The following is a 23,413-nucleotide window of genomic DNA, read 5'->3' on the forward strand; positions in this document are numbered from 1 at the left end:
TTGGGATCGTGATCACTGATACACTCATAACTAAAATGTATCTTTCCGCCCGCCAATAGTTACGGGCAAAAATTATTAAAAAACCGTCACTGAACGAATTTCATATTACCGTCAGGCCCTTTTTCATCGGATTAGACTAGAAACCTGACAATTTGCTTCCTCCAGGAGATACAGATGGAAACCACTCAAACCAGCACCGTTGCTTCGATTGAATCCCGAAGTGGTTGGCGCAAAACGGATACCATGTGGATGCTTGGCCTTTACGGCACAGCAATCGGCGCTGGTGTACTATTCCTTCCTATTAACGCAGGTGTCGGCGGTTTGGTTCCGCTGATCATCATGGCAATCATCGCCTTCCCGATGACCTTCTTTGCACACCGCGGTCTGACCCGCTTCGTGCTGTCCGGTAAAAACCCGGGTGAAGACATCACCGAAGTTGTTGAAGAACACTTTGGCGTAGGCGCAGGTAAACTGATTACCCTGCTCTACTTCTTTGCAATTTACCCAATCCTGTTGGTGTATAGCGTGGCAATCACCAACACCGTAGAGAGCTTCATGCTGCACCAGTTGCACATGACGCCACCTCCGCGTGCCATTCTGTCTCTGATCCTGATCGTCGGTATGATGACCATCGTACGCTTCGGTGAGCAGATGATTGTTAAAGCGATGAGCATTCTGGTGTTCCCGTTTGTGGCAGCCTTGATGGTGCTGGCGTGCTACCTGATCCCGCAGTGGAACGGTGCAGCACTGGAAACCCTGTCCCTGAGCAGCGCATCCGCAACCGGTAACGGCCTGCTGTTGACCCTGTGGCTGGCAATCCCTGTGATGGTGTTCTCCTTCAACCACTCCCCGATCATCTCCTCCTTCGCGGTTGCGAAGCGTGAAGAGTACGGCAATGGCGCAGAGAAGAAATGTTCCAGCATCCTGGCACGTGCACACATCATGATGGTGCTGACCGTGATGTTCTTCGTCTTCAGCTGCGTACTGAGCCTCTCCCCGACAGATCTGGTTGCGGCGAAAGAGCAGAACATCTCTATTCTGTCTTACCTGGCAAACCACTTTAACGCTCCGTTGATTGCGTGGATGGCACCTATCATCGCGATTATCGCTATCACCAAATCCTTCCTGGGCCACTACCTGGGCGCACGTGAAGGTTTCAACGGTATGGTGATTAAATCTCTGCGCGGTAAAGGCAAGAGCATTGAAATCAACAAACTGAACAAAATCACTGCACTGTTCATGCTGGTCACCACCTGGGCGGTAGCCACCCTGAACCCAAGCATCCTGGGTATGATTGAAACCCTGGGCGGCCCGGTTATCGCGATGATTCTGTTCCTGATGCCGATGTACGCGATTCAGAAAGTGCCTGCGATGCGTAAATACAGCGGCCATATCAGCAACGTATTCGTTGTGATTATGGGTCTGATTGCCATCTCCGCCATTTTCTTCTCGCTCTTCAGCTAATACCTCCTGCGCCGCCCCTGGGCGGCGCACTCCTCCTCTCTGACTGATAGCAATGGACGCATCATGATTAGCGTATTCGATATCTTCAAAATCGGTATTGGTCCTTCCAGCTCTCACACCGTCGGACCAATGAAAGCAGGTAAACAATTCACGGATGACTTGATTGCACGCGGCATGTTGCACGACGTTACCCGCGTAGTTGTCGATGTATACGGTTCTCTCTCCCTGACCGGTAAAGGTCACCATACGGATATCGCCATTATCATGGGCCTGGCAGGAAACCTGCCGGATACCGTTGATATTGATACGATTCCGGGATTCATCCAGGACGTCAATACGCATGGTCGTTTGCTGCTGGCAAACGGTGAGCATGAAGTTGAGTTCCCGGTTGATCAGTGCATGAATTTCCATGCCGACAACCTGTCGCTGCACGAAAACGGCATGCGCATTACCGCGCTGGCAGGCGACAAGGCGATTTACAGCCAGACTTACTACTCCATCGGCGGCGGTTTTATCGTCGACGAAGACCACTTTGGTCAGACGAACAATTCCTCCGTTGAGGTACCGTATCCGTATAAAAACGCAGCGGATTTACAGCATCACTGTCAGGAGACAGGTCTGTCTCTCTCTGGCCTGATGATGAAAAACGAACTGGCATTGCACAGCAAAGAAGAGCTTGAACAGCACTTTGCCAACGTCTGGGAAGTGATGCGCAGCGGTATTGAACGCGGCATCACCACCGAGGGTGTTCTGCCGGGTAAACTTCGCGTACCACGCCGTGCGGCGGCACTGCGCCGCATGTTGGTCAGCACCGACAAAACGACGACTGACCCGATGGCCGTAGTGGACTGGATCAACATGTTCGCGCTGGCCGTTAACGAAGAGAACGCTGCGGGTGGCCGCGTGGTGACAGCACCAACCAACGGTGCCTGCGGCATTGTTCCGGCTGTGCTGGCGTACTACGACAAGTGTATTCGTGAAGTAAATGCGAACTCTCTGGCACGTTACATGCTGGTCGCCAGTGCGATTGGTTCACTGTACAAAATGAACGCATCCATTTCCGGGGCGGAAGTGGGCTGTCAGGGTGAAGTGGGCGTGGCCTGTTCAATGGCTGCGGCAGGTCTGGCAGAACTGCTGGGGGCAAGCCCGGCTCAGGTGTGCATTGCAGCGGAAATCGGCATGGAACACAACCTGGGGTTGACCTGTGACCCGGTTGCAGGACAGGTGCAGGTGCCTTGCATCGAGCGTAACGCTATCGCCTCGGTGAAGGCGGTAAACGCGGCACGTATGGCGCTGCGCCGTACCAGTGAACCGCGCGTCTGCCTCGATAAAGTTATCGAAACCATGTACGAAACCGGTAAAGATATGAACGCCAAATACCGCGAAACCTCTCGCGGTGGCCTGGCGATGAAGATCGTCACCTGCGATTAAGCCTCTCAGGAAGCCTCGTTTTGCGAGGCTTCTTCCTGTTTTCCCCGCCGCGCATAGTTTCATACTGCTGACAGTGTTACCCTTCCTGCATTAACAGAAGGGAGATTATCTGTGGCCGTTCATTTGCTTATCGTCGATGCCCTCAACCTGATTCGCCGAATTCATGCGGTGCAAGGTACGCCGTGTAAGGATACCTGCCTGCACGCACTGGAGCTGCTTATCCGCCATAGCGAACCGACCCATGTCGTCGCGGTGTTCGACGACGAAGCACGCAATACAGGCTGGCGTCACCAGCGCCTGCCCGACTACAAAGCCGGACGCGCGCCCATGCCAGACGATCTGCATGCTGAAATGCCCGCCATCCGCGCCGCCTTTGAACAGCACGGTGTCCCCTGCTGGGGTGCTCAAGGCAATGAGGCCGACGATCTGGCAGCTACGCTTGCCGTAAAGGTGGCGAGCGCCGGGCATCAGGCCACAATTGTGTCGACCGATAAAGGCTACTGCCAGCTACTTTCACCCACTATCCGCATTCGCGACTACTTTCAAAAACGCTGGCTGGACGCACCGTTTATTGCCAGTGAGTTTGGCGTCTCGCCTGAACAACTTCCCGATTACTGGGGGCTTGCGGGGATAAGCAGCTCCAAGGTTCCGGGGGTGGCGGGTATTGGGCCGAAGAGTGCCGCACAGCTTCTGACGGATTTTCAGAGCCTGGAAGGAATTTATGCCCGGCTGGATGACGTACCAGAAAAGTGGCGCAAAAAGCTGGAGGCACATAAAGAAATGGCGTTTATCTGCCGGGATGTGGCGACACTACAGACGGATTTACAGTTAGACGGGAATTTGCAGCAACTGAGGTTAGAGCGTTAGTTGCCCCTCACCCTCTCCCCATGTACGGTCCGGGGACATGGTAGACAGGTGTTCGGGGACATGGTGAACACTTTTTAACATCCTTTACCTATGGTGATCGACTTTTTCTTCAGGTCGATCACCCCCACTTTCGTGCTGTACCACCACACGTCATAACAGCCGTCTTCCTGTGTTTCCCTCAGCCCTACCCGTTCCCCCCTGAACGCCTTGCCTGCGCTCAGACTGACTCCTTTCACGCTCAGCTTCCCGCTGATATCGACTTTCCTGACCATCACCCCCTCATCGTATTCCGGTGGGATTGTGTTGCCGTTGTACTGCCGTGCGGACGGCTGATACCGGGAGGCCGGAACGTTCATACCCAGCGCCTCGTGCGGTCGTTCAAGGTTATAGACGGTGCGCCAGTGTTCAAATGCACGCTGCAGTTCACCGCTGTCCGCGAACCACTTCCCCTGCAACACTTCCGCCTTCAGGCTGCGGTGAAAACGCTCCAGCTTGCCCTGTGTCTGCGGATGATATGGCCGGGAGTGCCCCACCCGGATACCCAGGCGCATCAGCCACAGCTCCAGTGCCGTCCAGATGCCGCTGGTGTCGCCCCACGGCGCTCCGTTATCCATCGTCATCCTGTCCGGCAGACCGTAGCGTTCAAACACGCTGACCAGCAGCTGCTGTACGGTCTCACGCCGTTCATCGGTGCAGTGTGCCAGGCACAGGGAAAAGCGGGAGTGGTCATCCAGCAGGGTGAGCGGATGACAGCGGCCACCACCAAAGGGAAAGTGTCCCTTAAAATCCATCTGCCAGAGGCGATTGGGCGCATCATGTTCGAACCGCCCTGAGGCCGGAATGCCCGGTGAAATGCCCGGCAGCAGACCGTGGCGGGCCATCAGGTTATGGACGGTGCTGAAAGCGGGCATGCAGTGCCCCAGGTCTTCCAGCCAGCGCTTAATCTTGCGTGCGCCCCAGCGTTCATGACGGTCATGTGCCATGCGCAGCAGAGCAGTGATGTCATCAGATGAGCGGTTCGGGGAATGATGAGGTATACGGGGCCGGTCCAGAAGGCCGGATGCGCCTTCCTGAGCCCAGCGCTGAAGCCACTTATAGCCGGTGGCAGGCGAAATGCCGTAGTGACGGCACAGGGAACGGATGTTCGCCCCGTCCTGCGAGGCAAACAAAACAAACCCGGTACGTAATGACATGGTATCTCTCGCATCCCAGGGCATAAGTGACTCCATAAACGGGTTCTTATGCCTTAGTTGTAAGTGTCTACCATGTCCCCGAACAAGTGTTCACTATGTCCCCGGACTGTACACCCCATAGGGGAGAGGGAATTGCCCGGTGTTGTCTTTTCTCCCTCACCCTTTTGGGAAGAGGGCCGGGGTAAGGGGAACTACCGTTCGTCGCGACGCCCACCGACAGCAGCCCACCAGCGACGAATATGCACCGTCACCTCTTCGCGGTCGTGATAAAGCTGACGTGCCTGAATTTCCACGTTAATACCGTGTTCATCCATCTGTGCCTGAATGTAGGCCAGGTTCTGAGAGACTTCCTCATAACGCTTTTTCATCGGCAACTTAAGGTTGAAGATAGTCTCACGACACCAGCCATTCACCAGCCAGGAGGCCATCAGTGCAGCCACTTTCGCTGGTTTCTCAACCATATCGCACACCATCCAGGAGATATTGTTGCGGTTTGGACGATAGCGGAAACCATCTTCACGCAGCCAGGTCACTTGTCCGGTATCCATCAGGCTTTGTGCCATCGGGCCGTTATCGACAGACGAAACCCACATGTTGCGTTTCACCAGCTGATACGTCCAGCCGCCAGGACACGCACCGAGATCGACCGCGTACATGCCGTTTGCCAGGCGTTCGTCCCACTCATCAGCCGGGATAAAGACGTGAAATGCCTCTTCCAGCTTCAGCGTTGAACGGCTCGGTGCATCTGCCGGGAAGCGCAAACGCGGGATGCCCATAAAGAACGGGGAGTTGTTGGTCGTGTATGAGTAGCCCGTGTAGCAACAGCCAGGTGCAATAAAGAAGATATGCACAACAGGACGTTTTGGCGTCTCGTAATTCGTCAGCACGCCCGCATCACGCAGCGCTGCACGCAGTGGTACGGTGAACTTACGGCAGAACTTCATCAGTTCTTTGCTTTCGTTGGTGTCAGCCACTTCAACGCGCAGATCGCCCCCTTTCTCCACCACGCCCTGCAGCATCCCGACAATCGGCGTGATGCGGTCTTCAGGCGGAAGATCTTTGAGCAGTTCACCTGCAACAAACATCTGGCGGGCGAAGATCAATGAGCTGAACGGCAGTTCACGCACCAGCTTATCCGCGTCGTCAGGCTGGTAGCATTCGAACACCACATAGCCCGCATTTTCTTTGACGCGTGCAAAACCGAAGACTTCGCGCTTCGCCGCTTTATCCGTAATTTCCGCGGCGCACTCTTTCTCAAACCCCGGGCGACAATATAAAACAACCTTATTCATGAACAACGCCCTTGCGTTTCAGACGGATAGCTCCGATAAACATTAATACCCAACCTGCCAGGAAGCTGACGCCACCAACAGGTGTAACAAACGCCCACAGGCGCAAATGCGAGAGCGCAAGGCAGTACAGGCTACCGCTAAACAGCACGGTACCCAGCGCCAGAAATACGCTGCTCCAGTAAAACCAGATGCTGATACGGCGCTGCATCGCTACCGCCAGCCCAAAGATAGCCAGCGTATGGAACGCCTGATATTCAAGGCCGGTCTGGATCCAGCCCATCTCTACCACCCCTAAAGATTTACTTAACACATGCGCGCCAAAGGCACCCAGTGCGACAAAAATAAAGCCACTCACCGCGGCAAAAATCAGCATGAATCGGCTGGTCATGGTTCAGTCCTAAAGTGATACGTGCTCAGCACACAAAAGTTATTGATCATACCTGAAGCGGAATTTTTCTTGCTCGTTCGCCGCTCTGGACAGTATCCACTGCCGGAAGGCGGCTATTTTACCCAGTTCTGCCTGACTGTCATGACAAACCAGATAAAACGCATTCTTGCTGACCAGAACATCATTAAAAGGGCAAACCAGGCGGCCTGCCTCAATTTCGGACTGTGCCATTACGTTGTTCGCCAACGCAACGCCCTGCCCGTGAATGGCAGCCTGTAACACCATCGCACTGTGGCTAAAAATGGGGCCCTGCTGCACGTTTATATGATTAAGACCTAATTGGCGGGTATAAGTTTGCCAGTCACGGCGAGAAGCATCATGTAAAAGCGTATGCTGCGCCAAATCAGCGGGCGTCTTCAGCGCCTTGTCCCCCGTCAGAAGCAGCGGTGAACAAACCGGCAACAGATATTCTGCGTATAATTTCTCGACGCGCAAGCCCGGCCAGTTACCGCGACCATAAAAAATGGCGACATCCACGTCATCTGCCAGTTTGTCTTCCTGGCGATCCACCGCCTGAATTCGGACGTCGATTCCCGGATAAGCTGAGTTAAAGCTTGAAAGTCTTGGCACCAGCCATTGAATGGCAAAACTTGGCAATAGGCTTACCGTGAGTGCGCCTTTTGCACTGCGCGCCTGCAGCTTACGCGTGGCTTCGGTGAGCTGGGAAAAAATCTCTTTAATATCCTGAAAATAGCTCTGGCCTTCTTCAGTCAGGAGTAATGAACGGTTGCGGCGACGGAACAGCTTAAGGCCCAGAAAATCCTCCAGGGACTTGATTTGGTGACTTACTGCGGCCTGTGTCACAAAAAGCTCATCTGCTGCGCGGGTGAAGCTCAGGTGGCGTGCTGCTGCATCAAAAACACGTAATGCATTAAGGGGTGGCAATCGCTTCGACATGGTTATCTGGCTTAGATGTTAACGAGATTTAACATATAGGAAACAACGTTTAACCTATTAGTTTTTTTAATCTGAGCCATTATAATTTGTCCGTTGAGGAACTACCAGCAAATACCTATAGTGGCGGCACTTCCTGAGCCGGAACGAAAAGCTTTTTTTAGAATGCGTGTTCTGAAGGGCTTTTGGCTTACGGTTGTGATGTTGTGTTGTTGTGTTTGCAATTGGTCTGCGATTCAGACCACGGTAGCAACGCTACCAATTTTTCACTTCCTGTACATTTACCCTGTCTGTCCATAGTGATTAATGTAGCACCGCCAATTTGCGGTGCTTTTTTTTGTCCATTTTTTCCCCTCTCCAGCGTGTTTCATCTAACCACCTTGCCCTGCTTCCAAATTTGCGCGACGATCTACGGATCGAAATGAGGAATTCCATGAACGCTTTCAGTCCCGCACACTTTCGCGCACAGTTCCCGGCGCTGGCCGATGCCGGTATATACCTTGATAGCGCAGCAACGGCGCTCAAGCCGCTGGCCGTTATCGACGCCACTACGCAGTTTTACAGCCTGAGTGCAGGTAATGTGCATCGCAGTCAGTTTGCTGAGGCCCAGCGCTTAACTGCACGCTATGAAGCCGCGCGCGACCAGGTCGCACGCCTGATTAATGCCGAAAGCGGGAAAAATATCGTCTGGACGCGAGGTACAACCGAGGCCATCAATATGGTGGCGCAGTGCTATGCGCGCCCGCGGCTGCAACCGGGGGACGAGATCATCGTCAGCGAGGCAGAACATCACGCGAACCTGGTGCCGTGGCTGATGGTTGCGGAGCAAACAGGCGCACGCATTGTAAAGCTCCCGCTGGGGTCAGATTTTCTGCCCGACGTGGCGCGTTTACCTGAGCTGATTACGTCCCGCAGTCGGATATTGGCCCTGGGGCAAATGTCCAACGTCACCGGAGGCTGTCCGGATCTGGCACTGGCTATCGAAATCGCCCACGCCAGCGGTATGGTGGTCATGGTCGACGGTGCACAAGGAATTGTGCATTTTCCGGCCGATGTTAACGCGCTGGATATTGATTTCTACGCCTTCTCAGGCCACAAGCTGTACGGGCCAACCGGTATCGGGGCGTTGTATGGCAAGCCTGAACTGCTGGCGCAAATGACGCCGTGGCTCGGTGGCGGCAAGATGATTACCGAGGTAACCTTCGACGGCTTCAGAACGCAGGACGTGCCTTATCGTCTGGAAGCCGGTACGCCAAACGTGGCAGGCGTCATTGGCCTAAGCGCTGCACTGGAGTGGCTGGCTGAAACGGACGTCGTTCAGGCCGAAAGCTGGAGCCGGGGACTGGCGACGCTGGCAGAAGAAGCGCTAAAAAAACGTCCAGGTTTCCGTTCATTCCGCGTGCAGGATTCCAGCCTGCTGGCCTTTGATTTTGCGGGCGTTCATCATAGCGACATGGTAACGCTGCTGGCCGGATATGGCATTGCCCTGCGCGCCGGGCAGCACTGCGCACAGCCGCTGCTGGCGGCACTTGGCGTCAGCGGTACGCTGCGCGCCTCCTTTGCGCCATACAATACACAAAGCGATGTAGACGCGCTGGTTGCGGCCGTTGACCGCGCCCTTGAATTACTGGTGGATTAATGACTAGCTCTGCTTTAGCCGGACACCCGTTTGGCTCCGTCATCACAGAAGAGACGTTAAAACAGACCTTCGCCCCGCTCACACAGTGGGAAGACAAGTACCGTCAGCTGATCCTGCTGGGTAAACAGCTGCCCGCCCTGTCTGAGGAGCTTAAAGCGCAGGCAAAAGAGATAGCAGGCTGTGAGAACCGTGTCTGGTTGGGGTTTAGCGTATCTGGCGAGAAATTGCATTTCTTCGGCGACAGCGAAGGTCGTATCGTGCGTGGCCTGCTGGCAGTGCTCTTAACTGCCGTGGAAGGTAAAAGCGCGGCAGAACTGCAGGCGCGTTCGCCGCTGGCGCTGTTCGATGAACTGGGGCTTCGCACGCAGCTGAGCGCCTCACGCAGCCAGGGGCTGACCGCGCTCAGCGAAGCGGTGCTGGATGCCGCACGTCAGGCTCAGGCCTGACGTTCCGCCTTCGCCATCATCTTCTTCAGGGCGTGGGAAACCGCGACAAAACCGAAGGACGCGGTCACCATCGTGGCCGCACCAAAGCCTGAGGCGCAGTCCATTCGTTTTGGTCCTTCTGCCGTGCTTTTCATAGCACACGCCGAACCATCCGCCTGTGGGTAGACCAGCGCCTCGGTGGAGAACACACAGTCTACGCCCAGCTTGCCTTTGCTATTCTTCACAACGTTAAAGTCGCTTTTTAAGCGCTCGCGCAGCCTGGCTGCCAGGGGATCCTGGATGGTTTTTGCCAGGTCGGCCACCTGGATCTGCGTCGGATCGATTTGCCCACCCGCACCGCCGGTGGTGATCAGCGGAACTTTGTAGCGACGGCAGTACGCGATCAGCGCCGCTTTTGGACGCACACTGTCGATGGCATCAATCACGTAGCTGTAGCCTTTGCTCATGTACTCCGCAACATTATCCGCCGTTACAAAGTCATCAATCACCGTCACGCGGCATTCCGGGTTGATCAAACGAATACGCTCCGCCATCACCTCAGATTTTGCCAGCCCAACGTTATCACGCAGAGCGTGGATTTGACGGTTAGTATTGGTCACGCAGACATCATCCATATCAATCAGCGTGATCGCACCAATACCGGTTCTCGCCAGCGCTTCTGCAGCCCAGGAACCAACGCCGCCAATACCCACAACGCAGACATGCGCATCCGCAAACAGCTGCAGGGCTTTTTCACCATATAAACGAGCCGTGCCGCCAAAACGCTGACGCCATGCGTCGCTGATTACCACAGACATAAGACCTCAGATGTAAAAAGGGTGAGGTTCTCCCTCACCCCTGCTCAATAATCTCTATACGGCTCAGAATACCATAATCAGCCGCTGAATACGTTGCCACCGCCAGCGGTTGTCTTCAGCACCCATACACGTCCGTAATGGTTATACCAGCCTGCACGGTGACCAGCATCCGGGCCAATACCCTGATAAATATCGAAGTGCTGGCCTTTGATTGCGCCGCCCACATCCAGTGCCACCATCAGGCGTAACTCGTACTGGCCGTTGAATTTGCCGTTATGATCCAGCAACGGAACTTCCGCAAGTAACGTAGTGCCCGCCGGAATAATCGAACGATCCGACGCCACCGACGCACGGCCAATCAGCGGTACGGCACTTGCCCCTTTTACCGGCGCAAAGTTCTGTGGTTTGAAGAAGACAAACGACGGGTTTTGCTCCAGCAGCTCTCGCACCTCGGCTTCACTGTGTTTTTCACCCCATTCGCGGATCGCCTGCATCGACATATCTTCTTTCTTCACTTCACCTCTGTCGATAAGCACCTTACCAATACTGCGGTAGGCATGACCGTTTTTACCGGAATAGCTGAAGAAATTAAGCGGTGTACCGTCACCAAAATCGATGTAGCCACTGCCCTGAACATCCATGATGAAGTTATCCATCAGCGAGTTGCTGTAGGCCAGAACGTAATTTTCGCTAAGCGCCCCCGAGTAGATATCGGCACGAGACGGCAGGCGGCCGCGTTTTGGCGGCATACGGTAAATCGGGTACTGGAACTCACCCTGGCGGGAGTGTCGTGCCTGAATCACGGGGGTGTAATAGCCGGTAAACTGGACGTTGCCATAGTTATCAGCCCCTTCCATCTGCCAGGCATCAATACCAAACTGGCGCATATTACGCGTATCGCCCCCCGCGCGCAGCCACTCCTGTACCGCGCTGTAAACATTATTCTGCGAGCCATACAGACGCGGTGACGCATTGCGGATCTGGTAGACCTGCTCGGAGAAATCTCCGGCGTTGATCGGCGCGCCGACGGCATCAGGTTGGTTAACTAAAGAGAAAGGCTGGGATAACTTCCCGTCTTTATACTGTTGACCGCGATCGGTCGGTTTGGAAGAACAGGCCGCCAGAATGGCTACCATTGCGCCCGTCATCAGATACTTCGCCCAACATCCTTTCATTATATCTCGTCTTTAAGTTGCCCATTTCCGCGTGATGAAGATAACAAACCCCCCGTTCTAAAGGAATGGAATCACATGCCCTTTGGCAAATTTTGCGCAAAAAATAGTCCACACGTATCGATGTCGTTCAATTTACATACAAAGTTAATGAATTATGTAAAAAAGGGGTTGCATCACAAACCTAACCGAGTATAGTGCGCATCCACGGACGCGGGGTGGAGCAGCCTGGTAGCTCGTCGGGCTCATAACCCGAAGGTCGTCGGTTCAAATCCGGCCCCCGCAACCAATTAAAATTTGATGAAGTACAAGCAGTACGGTGACGCGGGGTGGAGCAGCCTGGTAGCTCGTCGGGCTCATAACCCGAAGGTCGTCGGTTCAAATCCGGCCCCCGCAACCAATCAAATTTGAAGAAGAAGTTTCTGCAAAAGCAGAAAGACGGACGCGGGGTGGAGCAGCCTGGTAGCTCGTCGGGCTCATAACCCGAAGGTCGTCGGTTCAAATCCGGCCCCCGCAACCAACACTTCTTAAAACAATAAACACCCTCAAGGGTGTTTTTTTGTATCTGCAGTTTGTGGATCTGCCGGGCATCCCACCCGGCCAGGAAACTACCCGCGTCGCGCCAGCGTTGCCCCATCTGAGAAATACGCCCGTATCCCTGCCAGTATTGACTCTGCCACTTCCTGCTGGAATGTCGCGGTCTTGAGCTTACGCTCCTCTTCCACGTTACTGATAAATGCAGTCTCGACCAGGATGGACGGAATATCCGGGGCTTTGAGCACCGCAAACCCGGCCTGCTCGACGCTGTTTTTGTGCAGCTTATTAATATTGCCAAGCTTACCCAGTACCGCCTTGCCAAACTTCAGGCTGTCGTTGATGGTCAGCGACTGCACCATATCAAACATGGTGTGATCAACATAGCGGTCACCACTTTTGCCCACGCCACCTATCAAATCCGAGGCGTTCTGCGTATCCGCCAGGTATCTCGCTGCGGTACTGGTCGCCCCTTTTGTGGAGAGCGCAAACACCGAGGAGCCGCTTGGCTGACGGCTGGTAAACGCATCTGCGTGGATAGAGACGAACAGATCCGCACGCTGCTTTTGTGCTTTCGCCACGCGAACCTTCAGCGGAATAAAGATATCTTCATTGCGCGTCATATAGGCCCGCATGTTGCCTTCTTTCTCAATTAACGCCTTCAGACGACGCGCAATTTGCAGTACTACGTCTTTTTCCCGGGTACGATATTTGCCGATCGCTCCGGAGTCTTCCCCTCCGTGTCCAGGATCAAGCATGATCACGATGGGGCGATCGCGCCCTGCTTTGCCCGGCTTCGGGCCGCTTTGTGCTGGCGGAACCTGACTCTCAAGATCGCCTTTGTTGTAGTCTTCCAGCAATGCGAGGAGCGGATCCTGAATATCCGTTGCATTCGCCGGGTAGAGATCCATCACCAGCCGCTCTTTAAACGCCGCGACAGGCGCAAGTGCAAACAGCTGCGGTTTCACATTCTGCTTCAGCTCAAACACCATCCGCACCGTTTGCGGATCAAACTGCCCAACGCGCGCTGATTTGATAAACGGATCATCACCACGGATCTGCGCCACCATCCCTTTCAGGACGGAATTCAGGTTTACGCCTTCGAGATCCACCACGATCCGTTCCGGATTGCTGAGCGCAAACTGCTTATATTTCAGCACCCGATTAGATTCTACCGTTACGCGCGTATAGGTTGACGACGGCCAGACGCGCACCGCCACCACCTGACTTGTGGCAGCAAGACCTACCTGGCTGACGCTAAGCAACCACATCGCCCCTGCCCCTTTTAACAGGCGGCGACGGCTTATTGCTGAATTGGATCCCGACATGCTTCTCCCGAGCAAGAAATCTTATAAATACACAAAACGCCCAAATTGACCGAAAACTTTAACGAATGGCGCATAAACTGTCATCTATAAAAGGGTAAACATTCATACGTTAACGCACGCTTTACTTATAAATTTCTGTGCTTCGCCGAAAATTTAGACTTGCGCACACGAACACAATCGAATAAAAATACACAAATTGCGAATAAACATTCACTAAGGGTTGTCTCATGGTAAAGGAACGTAGAACCGAGCTGGTTCAGGGATTTCGCCATTCTGTTCCCTATATCAATGCCCATCGGGGAAAAACGTTTGTCATCATGCTCGGTGGCGAAGCGATAGAACATGAAAACTTTTCCAGCATTGTCAATGACATCGGCCTGCTGCACAGCCTCGGCATCCGGTTGGTTGTGGTGTATGGTGCTCGCCCGCAAATTGATGCCAACCTGGCGGCCCATCACCATGAGCCGATTTACCATAAGCATACCCGCGTCACGGATACCAAAACCCTTGAGCTGGTGAAACAGGCTGCGGGTCTGCTGCAGCTGGATATTACTGCCCGCCTGTCGATGAGCCTGAACAATACCCCGCTGCAGGGCGCACATATTAACGTTGTAAGCGGCAACTTCATCATCGCTCAGCCACTCGGTGTGGATGATGGTGTGGACTATTGCCACAGTGGTCGCATTCGTCGTATCGATGAAGAGGCGATCCACCGTCAGTTGGACAGCGGAGCCATTGTCCTGATGGGGCCAGTGGCCGTTTCCGTAACGGGTGAAAGCTTCAACCTCACGTCAGAAGAGATCGCCACCCAGTTGGCTATCAAGCTAAAGGCCGAAAAAATGATTGGCTTCTGCTCTTCGCAAGGGGTCGTGAACGACGAAGGGGTGATTGTGCCGGAACTCTTCCCCAATGAAGCCCAGGCCCGCGTGGAAGAACTGGAGACAGAAGGTGATTATCACTCAGGTACCGTCCGTTTTTTGCGTGGCGCAGTAAAAGCCTGTCGCAGCGGCGTGCGTCGTAGCCACCTGATTAGCTATCAGGAAGATGGCGCTCTGTTACAGGAACTGTTCTCCCGTGATGGTATCGGTACGCAGATCGTCATGGAGAGTGCCGAACAGATCCGCCGTGCCACCATCAACGATATCGGTGGCATTCTGGAGCTGATCCGCCCGCTGGAACAGCAAGGTATTCTGGTTCGCCGCTCCCGTGAACAGCTCGAAATGGAGATCGACAAATTTACCATCATCCAGCGCGATAACCTGACTATTGCCTGTGCTGCGCTCTACCCATTCCCGGAAGAGAAGATTGGTGAAATGGCCTGTGTTGCCGTACACCCTGACTACCGCAGCTCTTCACGCGGCGAAATGCTGCTGGAGCGTGTTGCAGCCCAGGCGCGCCAGATTGGCCTGAGTAAACTGTTCGTGCTGACCACACGCAGCATTCACTGGTTCCAGGAGCGCGGCTTCACGCCGGTGGATATTGATTCACTGCCGGAAAGTAAGAAAGAGATGTACAACTATCAGCGCCGTTCCAAAGTGCTGATGGCTGACCTGGGATAATACGAGGCCCTCACCGTCCGGTGAGGGCCTCCCCTTAAACCGCTTCAAATATCGCGCTTAAGCCGCTCCGGCGCTCCGTCCGGGTGGCAATCGCCTGTGCCAGTACGCGTTCATCGGTATACAACGATAACCGCTGGCGTGCGCGGGTTATGGCGGTATAAATCAGCTCACGCGTGATCACTGGCGAGAGCTGGGTCGGTAGGATCAGCGCCGCGTGGTTGAATTCAGAGCCCTGAGATTTGTGTACCGTCATCGTCCATGCTGTTTCATGCTCAGGCAGGCGGCTTGGCTGAACGGATTTCACGCTGCCATCCGGCATCAGGAACCAGACGCGCAGCCCCTGTCCACGGTCAAGCGCAATCCCGATATCCCCGTTAAACAACCCCAGTGCACTGTCGTTGCGGGAAATCATTACTGGCCGCCCTTCATACCAGCGAGAGTGTGGCACCCGGGTGATTTTACGTTTCTGCGTAAGCAGCTGCTCCAGCCTGTCGTTCAGGCCGCTTACGCCAAACGGTCCTTCCCTTAGCGCGCACAGAAGCTGGTATTCACCAAATGCGGCAATAACCTGCTCAGGTGTATTGTGCTTTTGGACACACGTCAGGAAATGCTGATACCCCTGCAGGGCATCATCCAGCATCGCCTGATACTCTTCCCCGGTTTGCAGCGATTTTTTCTCGATATCGGTGAAGGTGCCGTCAAACACCGCACGCGTGGCATGGCGATCGCCGCGGTTTACCGCCGCCGCCAGTTGACCAATCCCGGAGTCACTCCCGAAGCGGTAGCTTTTTTGTAGCAGGCACAGGCTGTCACGCAGCGCACCAGCCTGCGGGCTGCGCTCGCCTTCCAGCACGCATCCTGTTAACCGCGATAACTCTTTTGCCCGCTCAGCGGTATAACCCTGGCTTGCGTAAGTGCAGATATCCCCCAGCACCGCACCGGCCTCTACGGAGGCAAGCTGGTCGCGGTCGCCGAGGAAAATGACACGAGCGTGAGGTGGCAGGGCGTCAATCAATCGCGACATCATTGTCAGGTCGATCATTGAGGCTTCATCCACCACCAGCACATCCAGATGCAGCGGGTTTCCGGCATGGTAACGCAGGCGCTGGCTACCGGGCTGCGCGCCGAGCAACCGATGCAACGTGCTGGCTTCACCAGGGAAAAGCGCCAGCTGAGCCTCAGTGAGCGGCAGTTTTTGCAGCGCACCACCTAATGACTCCGTCAGACGAGCTGCGGCTTTTCCGGTCGGCGCGGCCAGACGAATACGACACTTTTGCTCACCAGATAGCTGAATCAGCGCGGCGAGCAGTTTTGCCACAGTGGTCGTTTTACCCGTCCCCGGGCCGCCAGAAATCACCGAGATCCGCCGCGTTAATGCCACGGCGGCCGCCACTTTCTGCCAGTCAGTGGCTTCCTGCGAAGTAAACAGAGTATCCAGCGTTTGCCGGAGATGCGCCTCATCACAAGGAAGTGGAGCATTGCTCTCGCTGAAGAAGCGGGCAACCGTCAGTTCATATTGCCACATCCGGTTAAGGTATAAACGCTCATCAATCAGGACGAGCGGCGTCTGGGTATCTCCCCTGCTCACGGCAGGTGAACTCAGCAATACCGCCTGCCAGTCCAGCGTATTACCGAGCAGGGCGAAGCAGGATTGCAGCACCGGAGGCGTTTTTTCATCAATGTCCAGACGCGAAAGCGGCAGGCAAACGTGCCCCTCACCCGCGTCTTTACTGAGGATTGCGGCTGCGAGCATCACGGCAGGCTGCGCGCCTGCCACCATCATGGCGAACTGCGCGTCAAGAGGACGCAGTAATCGTTGCTCTACTGCTTCCAGCAATAATTCCGGCATCGTCATGCCACCACCTCCGTGTTTGCCGCAAATACGCTATCCATCTTTTCAATCAATGCCACATCCGGACGCGTACGAAAAATACCCGAACCCGGATCAGCAGCATCTACCCCGCGCAGGAACAGGTAGATCACCCCACCAAAATGCGCTTCGTAGCGGTAATCGGCAATGCGATGGCGCAGGTAGCGATGCAGCGCCAGGGTGTATAGCTGGTATTGCAGGTCGTAACGATGCATTTGCATGGCTGATGCCATCGCCTGTTGGGTATAGGCCTCGCTGTTTTCACCAAGCCAGTTCGATTTGTAATCCAGCAGGTAGTAACGCCCTTCGTGGCGGAACACCAGGTCGATAAACCCTTTCAGCATTCCCTGAACCTGGCGGAAATTGAGCGGCGGGCAACCCGCTGACAACGGATCGTGTTCGCGGATCAGCTCATCAAGCACATCGGCCTTAAGAGGACTGGCTATAGGAAGATAAAACTCCATCTCAACCTGCTTATTTTTGGCCGTCAGTTGGTTCAGAGAGAAGCCCTGCTCCGTGAGCGGTGCCTGCAAAATAGCCTTTACCCAGTCGGTAAGAACCGGTTGCCATTGCGCATCATAACCGCCACTTTGCAGCATCTTCAGCACCCACTCCTCAGAGAGAGGCTGGGTGAAATCCAGTTCTTCAAACAGGCTGTGCAAAAATGTTCCCGGCGACGCACCGCGCGGAAATTGATGGGGTGTCAGTGCCGGTTCATCAGGCACGCTACCGGTACCTGCGGCATCCACATCCAGTTTTGGCATCAGATCCTGCGCGATGCTCTGTCCGTGCTGTTGTAAACCGGAGTAGCTGGTGACGCGCCAGTCATCAGCAATGGTTCGCACAATCTGCCGGGCACTGAGCTCAGATCCACACTGCTCTGGCATCTGCCAGCGGCTATTATCTGGCGACGATGGAATTTGCAGGGCAATATGGTCGCCACAAAGCGATTCAATGCACAAACGCAGCCCTGCGGCATCTTTTGGCTCGCCGAGCTGGATAAGCCGCCCCAACGCACTCAAATGAAAATCGCTCTCCCCTGCTTTCTCGCCACGACGGCGGAACAACGGCGCAATACCCAGGCTGCAGTGCCAGACGGAGCGGGTCAGCGCCACATAGAGCAGGCGTAAATCTTCTGCCAGGCGTTCGGCTTCTGCCAGTTCGACGCTGGAGTCGGCTTGACTGAGATCGAGCACCGCTTCAAACGAATCACGATCGTGGTAAAACGCCTGATCCTGTACGCGATAATTGGCGATGAACGGCAACCAGACCAGCGGATATTCCAGCCCTTTCGATTTGTGAATTGTGACGATTTGCACCAGGTGTTTATCGCTCTCCAGGCGCATCTGCTGGCTGGACGCGTTGCTGTTTGGATCGGCGATTTGCTGCGACAGCCAGCGCACCAGAGCGTGTTCACTCTCCAGCTGCGTACCCGCTTCCTGCAACAGTTCGCTGATATGCAAAATATCGGTAAGACGACGTTCACCACCTGCCGTCGCGAGCATATTTTCCGCGATGTGCCGCTGCGCTATCAGCTCGCGTAGCATCGCCATTACGCCACGTTTTTGCCAGCACTCCCTGTAGTGGACAAACTCTTCCACCACGGCATCCCAGGCGGTTTCATTGCTATTGAGCGCATCAATGTCACGCGCGTTCAACCCCAGCACAGAGCTGGCCAGCGCGCTACGAAGTGTACTTTCACGCTCAGGAGCCAGCACGGCCTGGAGCAGCCACAGCATCTCCTGGGCCTCCAGCGTTTCAAAGACGCTATCCCGGTTTGAGAGATAAACAGATGGGATGTTCAGCAACGTCAGTGCATCGCGGATCAGCGCTGCCTCCTGGCGGCTACGCACCAGCACCGTGATATCCGATGCTTTCACAGGAGTCGGGTCATCCCCTTTCCACAAAACCGCATCGCCACGTGCGCCAGCACTGAGCCAGTCGCGGATTTGCGCGGCACAGTGCTGCGCCATCGCATTTTGATAGTCAGCAACACCGAAACCTTCGCCATCCAGCAACCAGAAGTTCATCGCAGGCTGCACGACTCCATTGAATTCAAAGCGCAGGGCGGTATTTTTCGCGGCGGATTTCACGGGCTGAAAAGGAATCTCCCGGAACATAAATGCCGCATCCATGCGGCTGAACAACGCATTGACGCTCTCAACCATACCCGGGGATGAGCGCCAGTTAGTGTCCAGCGTGTAGTGGGCATCAACTTCACTGCGGGCTTTCATATAGGTGAAAATATCGGCACCACGGAAGGCATAGATGGCCTGCTTAGGATCGCCAATCAGCAACAGTGCGGTGTCGGGCTGTTGCCGCCAGATACGGCGGAAAATACGGTACTGTTGGGGATCGGTGTCCTGAAATTCGTCAATCATCGCCACCGGGAAACGGGCACGGATAGCGGCGGCAAGCGCTTCGCCATTTTCACTGCACAGCGCCGTATCCAGACGGCTCAGCATATCGTCAAAGCCCAGTTCTCCCCGGCGACGTTTCTCACGCGCTACAGCCTCGCGGATCTCCGTCATGGCGCGGGTGATCATCAGGTCGTTGAGGGTTAATGGCGCTGACAACAAGGCCTCGATGGCAACAAACAGAGGATGCTCCGGGACAACGCCATCGGTTTTGGTACGCTCAAGAAGAAAACGCTGAGAGAATTTTTCCAGTGCATCCGGGAGCTGATAGCCGCGCGTCTCCTCCTGCGCCCAGGCGCTGATCTTGTCGATCCATTTGCCCTGGTTACCGCGGTTAAATTTGCGCCTGTCGATCCCGGAATTTTCGATGATCGCCTCAACCTCGCCGGCTGACTCATTCCATTTTTGCTTTAAGGCGGCAATTTGCGCGACGATCTTCTCATGGCGTGAGGCCAGCGTTTCATCCGCTGATGGCGGGGATTTAATAACCGGTGCTTCCCCCTGCAGATAACGGTCAATGGCGCGTAAAAGATCTTCCGGGCCTTTCCACAACGCGTGAACCGCTTCGGCAATATCGCGAGGCAATGGATAGCAATGACGACGCCAGAAATCTGCGCAGGCCTGATAGCGAAGCTCAGACTCATCTTCAATGAGCTGTTGTTCGAACAGCATGCCGGATTCAAACGCATTCAGGCTCAGCATGCGCTGACAAAAGCCGTGGATAGTGAAGACCGACGCTTCGTCCATTTGCCGCTCAGCCAGTAGCAGCCAGTGGGCTGCCTGTTGCTTATCGGCAATCTCTTCCAGAAGGCTCGCGTAAAGAGGGTTATCCGTACTCTGGCGCAGACAGGCGATGCGCAGCTCATGAATATTGGTACGAATACGGCCGCGTAGCTCGGCGGTGGCGGCCTCGGTAAAGGTCACCACCAGCAGCTCTTCCACGCTTAACGGGCGCGGAAACGCTGCATTACCGCCGAGCCCTAACAGCAGACGCAGATAGAGCGCGGCAATGGTGAAGGTTTTTCCTGTTCCCGCTGAGGCTTCAATCAATCGTTCACCCTGCAGAGGTAAACGTAAGGGATCAAGGGACTCAGCGGTATCGGTCATTCTTTCTTACTCCAGGGCATAGATTGCTGCAAGGCACTGACGCTCTTCCAGATCTTCCAGCCTTTCGGGTTAACGTATTCCGTTTTCCCACTCTGGCTACCGGAAACCTGAGACAGTATGGCCATTCCCTGCGGTTTAACCACCGCCTGATGGAAGAAATCGGCAACCTTCTGAGGCGTCAGCTGTTTTATCTCGGCCACTACTTTATCACGCGAATCAAAATTCAGATTACCGCGATCAAAATCTTTGCTCAGCTGGGACGCTTCTTCACCCAGCGTCTGTGGCGGCTGCATCACCTGTGCGATAACGGCCTGCTGGATCTGAGCAAACTCTTCTGGCTTCATGGCACGCAGTTTTTCCTCCGCTTTCGGGAAGAAAGCCTGGTAACGCTGCCAGAGATAAGCAGGCTGCTTATCGCTACTTTGCAACAGGAAACCAAGCCCCCACTGACGACCCACGTTTATAGAGAATGCAAAGACCGCGTAGCCAAGCTGCTCTTCCGTGCGCAGCTGGTTGTAGAACCACGGTTGAACAATTTGTCCCAGCACAGCGCTCTGGGCTGAACTGGCAAATTCACCATAACCTTTAGGCACAAACACCACCGCCAGTGCCGAATCCGTGCTGTTTCCCGCTTTTTCAAAAATCACATTCTGTTTTTTCTCAACCAGCACGTCCTGGTTGCGGCACCACTCTTTACCTTTTGAACCCAGCTGCGCACGCACGTTCTGCGCCAGCGTTTTGGCCTGTTCCTCACTCATGTTCCCGACAATCAGGAACTCAGGACGGGTATTGATTTTCAGCGAGTCACGGTAATCCAGCACATCTTTTAACGAGATGGATGGCAGAAGCGCGCGGCGTTCTTCGCGCTGGAAATACGGAATTTGGGACAGCATCTGTACCGGCATTATCGCCTGATCGTAAGCTTTACCCTTCTCCGCAGAGTCCATCATCTGCGCATACCAGGACTTGGCCTGCTCAAGCTGCTCTTCTGTCGGCGTATAGCTAAAATAGCCTTTCAACAACGCCTGGAAGAGCTGCGGCAAACGCTGGGTATAACCGTTTGCATTGACCATCAGACCGTTGTTCGCGTTGGTCGAGAAACTAATTCCCCCCACGGAGGCCTGATTGCTGAGCTGATCGAGCGCGATACCCGCCAGATAGTCATTAAGTGCAAACATCACCTGATTTTTGGCACTGTCCATCGCTTTTGGATTACGCAGAACGACGCTGACATCAGCCTTTGGCTCACTCGCAAAATAACGGCTTGGGGTGTAGACCACACGCAGCGTCGGCTCATCAATGATAAGTTCCGGGTGCGGATAGTCTTTCGTCGTTTTGATCAGCGAGAAATCATCCGGGATGTAGGGGTTCAGTTCCGGCAACTTCAGCGCGATCTCTCCGGCTTTTTTCTGCCAGTCCGCGAAGGTTTGTGGGCTGATTTTATCAACCTGATAAGGGGCATCCACGAAATAAGCCGTTTTGTTATGCGGCTCGTTCGGACTGATGTACCAGATACGGGCGTTCTGTGGAGTCATCATTGCCAGACGCGCTTTCACCGCCTCGGCGTCATACTGATCGGCAATATTAACTGCGTCCAGCGTGTGTTCCACCGGCACACGGATCATGGTATCCGCCAGCCATTCCACGTAGTCCATATCACGCGTGATAGACGGGTAACGGAAATCGAGATCCAGCACATGTGCCAGCTCGTCAAAATAACGTTTATCGACACCTTTATCGCGCAGCAAAGAGAGGTAGCTGAAGATCGCCGCGACCACGTCATCACGGTGCGCCAGCCCTTTATCCGTCAGGGTTGCGGAAATCGCCAGCACACCACTGTTGCCGTTCACGACAGGATCGGAGTCAGCACGAATTCCTTCCACCAGCCCCTGTTTTTGCAGCCAGTCAGAAAGTGTACCCGGGCTCCGGTTACCAATAAGGTAAGTCACCAGTTCATCGGTTTTACTGCGAAATTTCGCCGTGTTGTTATCAATGCGGAATTCAACGCGCAACACTTTACGCGGCAATGCCGGAACGTAGTGGATAACGATCCCTTTTTGCGCGTCAGTCACCACCGGCACGTTAATCTGCGGCTGGTCTATGTTTTTATTCGGTACCCGGCCAAATGTCTGCGCCGCCATGCTGGCCAGCTCAGGCAACGGTTTGTTGCTGTAAATAACCGCTTTCATCAGGTTGGCGGAATAGTATTTGTCGCGGAATGCGTGCAGAGCATCAAGCACAGGGCTGTTTGGTTTATCGCTCAGGGTATCGAGGTTACCACCGGAAAAACGTGAGCCTGGGTGTGCCGGGTTGATGGTTTCAGCGCTGACCTGCGCCATGCGCATACCGTCTCGCGTGCGGGCCAGGGTCAGCTCGGCATTGACGGCATTGCGTTCACGGTCAGCATATTTTTTATCCAGCAGTGGCGCAGCAATAGAATCCGCCAGACGGTCAACCGCACCTTCCAGCGCATCATTTTCAACTTCGAGGTAAAACGCCGTGCGATACGGTGCCGTACTGGCGTTGTGGCTACCGCCATGCATTTTCAGAAATTCGGACAGGCTATCCGGCTGTGGGTATTTTTTTGACCCCATCAGCGTCATATGTTCGAGATAGTGCGCCAGCCCAGGATGGGTTTCCGGATCTTCCAGGGACCCAATCGGCACAACTAACGCCGAGAGCGATTTTACCGCCTGCGGATCGGAAACCAACAGCACAGTCATCCCGTTATCAAGGCGAATAGCCTGATACTGGCGGGTATCTTTTTCGCTCTTACGGATAGTTTCCTGGACGGGTTGCCAACCGGAGTCTGCCTGAGTGATGGGAGCCCAAAGGGCGACAAACAAAACAAACGCTTTCAACAAGGTGCTGCCTGGCATTACGACCTCTTTATCACGGCTACATCATTAACAAACTGCGTGCTGGACGCGCCAGCATCTCTTTCTTTGGGTACAT

16 protein-coding genes and 3 tRNA genes are annotated in these 23,413 nt (G+C 54.7%); 9 read left to right on the forward strand and 10 right to left on the reverse strand.

Annotated features, from left to right (window positions below; genetic code table 11):
- Nucleotides 1-174: 174 nt before the first annotated feature.
- The 3 genes from HV318_RS09070 to xni all read left to right on the forward strand — a co-directional run bounded on the left by HV318_RS09070 (nt 175) and on the right by xni (nt 3,762).
- On the forward strand, nt 175-1,464 hold the full coding sequence (locus tag HV318_RS09070) for an HAAAP family serine/threonine permease (RefSeq protein WP_182272489.1): 1,290 nt from the start codon (nt 175-177) through the stop codon (nt 1,462-1,464).
- 63 nt (nt 1,465-1,527) lie between these two features.
- Nucleotides 1,528-2,895 carry an L-serine ammonia-lyase gene (locus HV318_RS09075; RefSeq protein ID WP_182272490.1) on the forward strand — a complete coding sequence of 456 codons (1,368 nt, stop codon included), beginning with the start codon at nt 1,528-1,530 and terminating at the stop codon, nt 2,893-2,895.
- Between the two features lie 111 nt (nt 2,896-3,006).
- The gene (xni, locus tag HV318_RS09080; protein WP_182272491.1) at nt 3,007-3,762 is read left to right on the forward strand and encodes a flap endonuclease Xni; all 756 of its coding nucleotides are present in this window, start codon (nt 3,007-3,009) and stop codon (nt 3,760-3,762) included.
- 74 nt (nt 3,763-3,836) lie between these two features.
- Here the strand turns inward: xni and HV318_RS09085 are convergent, their stop codons facing one another.
- The 4 genes from HV318_RS09085 to gcvA all read right to left on the reverse strand — a co-directional run bounded on the left by HV318_RS09085 (nt 3,837) and on the right by gcvA (nt 7,592).
- On the reverse strand, nt 3,837-4,979 hold the full coding sequence (locus tag HV318_RS09085; protein WP_524537211.1) for an IS481 family transposase: 1,143 nt from the start codon (nt 4,977-4,979) through the stop codon (nt 3,837-3,839).
- A gap of 167 nt (nt 4,980-5,146) precedes the next feature.
- Nucleotides 5,147-6,247, reverse strand: coding sequence for a 23S rRNA (cytidine(2498)-2'-O)-methyltransferase RlmM (gene rlmM / locus HV318_RS09090; RefSeq protein ID WP_182272493.1), 1,101 nt, complete (start codon nt 6,245-6,247; stop codon nt 5,147-5,149).
- Nucleotides 6,240-6,635 carry a DUF423 domain-containing protein gene (locus tag HV318_RS09095; RefSeq protein ID WP_003862756.1) on the reverse strand — a complete coding sequence of 132 codons (396 nt, stop codon included), beginning with the start codon at nt 6,633-6,635 and terminating at the stop codon, nt 6,240-6,242. Before HV318_RS09095 ends, rlmM begins: the two co-directional genes overlap by 8 nt.
- Nucleotides 6,636-6,674: 39 nt before the next feature.
- Nucleotides 6,675-7,592, reverse strand: a complete 918-nt coding sequence (gene gcvA, locus HV318_RS09100) for a glycine cleavage system transcriptional regulator GcvA (RefSeq protein WP_182272494.1) — start codon at nt 7,590-7,592, stop codon at nt 6,675-6,677.
- A 430-nt stretch (nt 7,593-8,022) separates the two neighbouring features.
- On the opposite strand from gcvA, the gene csdA reads away from it, so the two are divergent.
- Complete coding sequence (gene csdA, locus HV318_RS09105) at nt 8,023-9,228, forward strand: cysteine desulfurase CsdA (protein WP_182272495.1); 1,206 nt, start codon at nt 8,023-8,025, stop codon at nt 9,226-9,228.
- Nucleotides 9,228-9,674 (forward strand): cysteine desulfurase sulfur acceptor subunit CsdE, encoded by a 447-nt coding sequence (gene csdE / locus HV318_RS09110; protein WP_182272496.1) that lies wholly within the window; start codon nt 9,228-9,230, stop codon nt 9,672-9,674. Before csdA ends, csdE begins: the two co-directional genes overlap by 1 nt.
- Here csdE and tcdA read toward each other — a convergent pair.
- Together tcdA and mltA are read right to left on the reverse strand one after the other, a co-directional pair.
- Nucleotides 9,665-10,471 (reverse strand): tRNA cyclic N6-threonylcarbamoyladenosine(37) synthase TcdA, encoded by an 807-nt coding sequence (tcdA, locus tag HV318_RS09115; protein WP_182272497.1) that lies wholly within the window; start codon nt 10,469-10,471, stop codon nt 9,665-9,667. The two genes, csdE and tcdA, sit on opposite strands and share 10 nt — an antisense overlap.
- A 77-nt stretch (nt 10,472-10,548) precedes the next feature.
- Nucleotides 10,549-11,646 (reverse strand): murein transglycosylase A, encoded by a 1,098-nt coding sequence (gene mltA / locus HV318_RS09120; protein WP_182272498.1) that lies wholly within the window; start codon nt 11,644-11,646, stop codon nt 10,549-10,551.
- A gap of 209 nt (nt 11,647-11,855) precedes the next feature.
- On the opposite strand from mltA, the gene HV318_RS09125 reads away from it, so the two are divergent.
- The 3 genes from HV318_RS09125 (at nt 11,856) to HV318_RS09135 (ending at nt 12,163) form a co-directional block, all read left to right on the forward strand.
- Nucleotides 11,856-11,932: transfer RNA gene (locus HV318_RS09125), tRNA-Met, on the forward strand.
- 34 nt (nt 11,933-11,966) lie between these two features.
- Nucleotides 11,967-12,043, forward strand: a tRNA-Met gene (locus tag HV318_RS09130).
- Nucleotides 12,044-12,086: 43 nt separating this feature from the next.
- Nucleotides 12,087-12,163: transfer RNA gene (locus HV318_RS09135), tRNA-Met, on the forward strand.
- 88 nt (nt 12,164-12,251) lie between these two features.
- On the opposite strand, the gene amiC is transcribed toward HV318_RS09135, so the two are convergent.
- Nucleotides 12,252-13,505, reverse strand: coding sequence for an N-acetylmuramoyl-L-alanine amidase AmiC (gene amiC / locus HV318_RS09140; protein WP_182272499.1), 1,254 nt, complete (start codon nt 13,503-13,505; stop codon nt 12,252-12,254).
- Nucleotides 13,506-13,732: 227 nt separating this feature from the next.
- On the opposite strand from amiC, the gene argA reads away from it, so the two are divergent.
- Nucleotides 13,733-15,064 carry an amino-acid N-acetyltransferase gene (argA, locus tag HV318_RS09145; protein ID WP_182272500.1) on the forward strand — a complete coding sequence of 444 codons (1,332 nt, stop codon included), beginning with the start codon at nt 13,733-13,735 and terminating at the stop codon, nt 15,062-15,064.
- A gap of 34 nt (nt 15,065-15,098) precedes the next feature.
- Here the strand turns inward: argA and recD are convergent, their stop codons facing one another.
- The 3 genes from recD to ptrA are packed head-to-tail and all read right to left on the reverse strand — an operon-like array spanning nt 15,099 to nt 23,337.
- On the reverse strand, nt 15,099-16,919 hold the full coding sequence (gene recD, locus HV318_RS09150) for an exodeoxyribonuclease V subunit alpha (protein ID WP_182272501.1): 1,821 nt from the start codon (nt 16,917-16,919) through the stop codon (nt 15,099-15,101).
- Complete coding sequence (gene recB, locus HV318_RS09155) at nt 16,916-20,458, reverse strand: exodeoxyribonuclease V subunit beta (protein WP_182272502.1); 3,543 nt, start codon at nt 20,456-20,458, stop codon at nt 16,916-16,918. The genes recD and recB overlap by 4 nt, the downstream gene beginning before the upstream one ends.
- Nucleotides 20,455-23,337, reverse strand: coding sequence for a pitrilysin (gene ptrA / locus HV318_RS09160; protein WP_182272503.1), 2,883 nt, complete (start codon nt 23,335-23,337; stop codon nt 20,455-20,457). The genes recB and ptrA overlap by 4 nt, the downstream gene beginning before the upstream one ends.
- Nucleotides 23,338-23,413: the final 76 nt, after the last annotated feature.

Origin of the sequence: Enterobacter sp. RHBSTW-00901, from assembly GCF_014103115.1 — a bacterium.
Lineage (GTDB): Bacteria > Pseudomonadota > Gammaproteobacteria > Enterobacterales > Enterobacteriaceae > Enterobacter > Enterobacter cloacae_P.

Excerpts from the sequence above, each read along its gene's own strand:
- HV318_RS09070 (WP_182272489.1), top strand. The coding sequence starts at position 175 with ATGGAAACCACTCAAACCAGCACCGTTGCTTCGATTGAATCCCGAAGT.
- HV318_RS09075 (WP_182272490.1), top strand. The coding sequence starts at position 1,528 with ATGATTAGCGTATTCGATATCTTCAAAATCGGTATTGGTCCTTCCAGC.
- HV318_RS09085 (WP_524537211.1), bottom strand. The coding sequence starts at position 4,979 with ATGCCCTGGGATGCGAGAGATACCATGTCATTACGTACCGGGTTTGTT.
- rlmM (WP_182272493.1), bottom strand. The coding sequence starts at position 6,247 with ATGAATAAGGTTGTTTTATATTGTCGCCCGGGGTTTGAGAAAGAGTGC.
- HV318_RS09095 (WP_003862756.1), bottom strand. The coding sequence starts at position 6,635 with ATGACCAGCCGATTCATGCTGATTTTTGCCGCGGTGAGTGGCTTTATT.
- gcvA (WP_182272494.1), bottom strand. The coding sequence starts at position 7,592 with ATGTCGAAGCGATTGCCACCCCTTAATGCATTACGTGTTTTTGATGCA.
- csdA (WP_182272495.1), top strand. The coding sequence starts at position 8,023 with ATGAACGCTTTCAGTCCCGCACACTTTCGCGCACAGTTCCCGGCGCTG.
- csdE (WP_182272496.1), top strand. The coding sequence starts at position 9,228 with ATGACTAGCTCTGCTTTAGCCGGACACCCGTTTGGCTCCGTCATCACA.
- tcdA (WP_182272497.1), bottom strand. The coding sequence starts at position 10,471 with ATGTCTGTGGTAATCAGCGACGCATGGCGTCAGCGTTTTGGCGGCACG.
- mltA (WP_182272498.1), bottom strand. The coding sequence starts at position 11,646 with ATGAAAGGATGTTGGGCGAAGTATCTGATGACGGGCGCAATGGTAGCC.
- amiC (WP_182272499.1), bottom strand. The coding sequence starts at position 13,505 with ATGTCGGGATCCAATTCAGCAATAAGCCGTCGCCGCCTGTTAAAAGGG.
- argA (WP_182272500.1), top strand. The coding sequence starts at position 13,733 with ATGGTAAAGGAACGTAGAACCGAGCTGGTTCAGGGATTTCGCCATTCT.
- recD (WP_182272501.1), bottom strand. The coding sequence starts at position 16,919 with ATGACGATGCCGGAATTATTGCTGGAAGCAGTAGAGCAACGATTACTG.
- recB (WP_182272502.1), bottom strand. The coding sequence starts at position 20,458 with ATGACCGATACCGCTGAGTCCCTTGATCCCTTACGTTTACCTCTGCAG.
- ptrA (WP_182272503.1), bottom strand. The coding sequence starts at position 23,337 with ATGCCAGGCAGCACCTTGTTGAAAGCGTTTGTTTTGTTTGTCGCCCTT.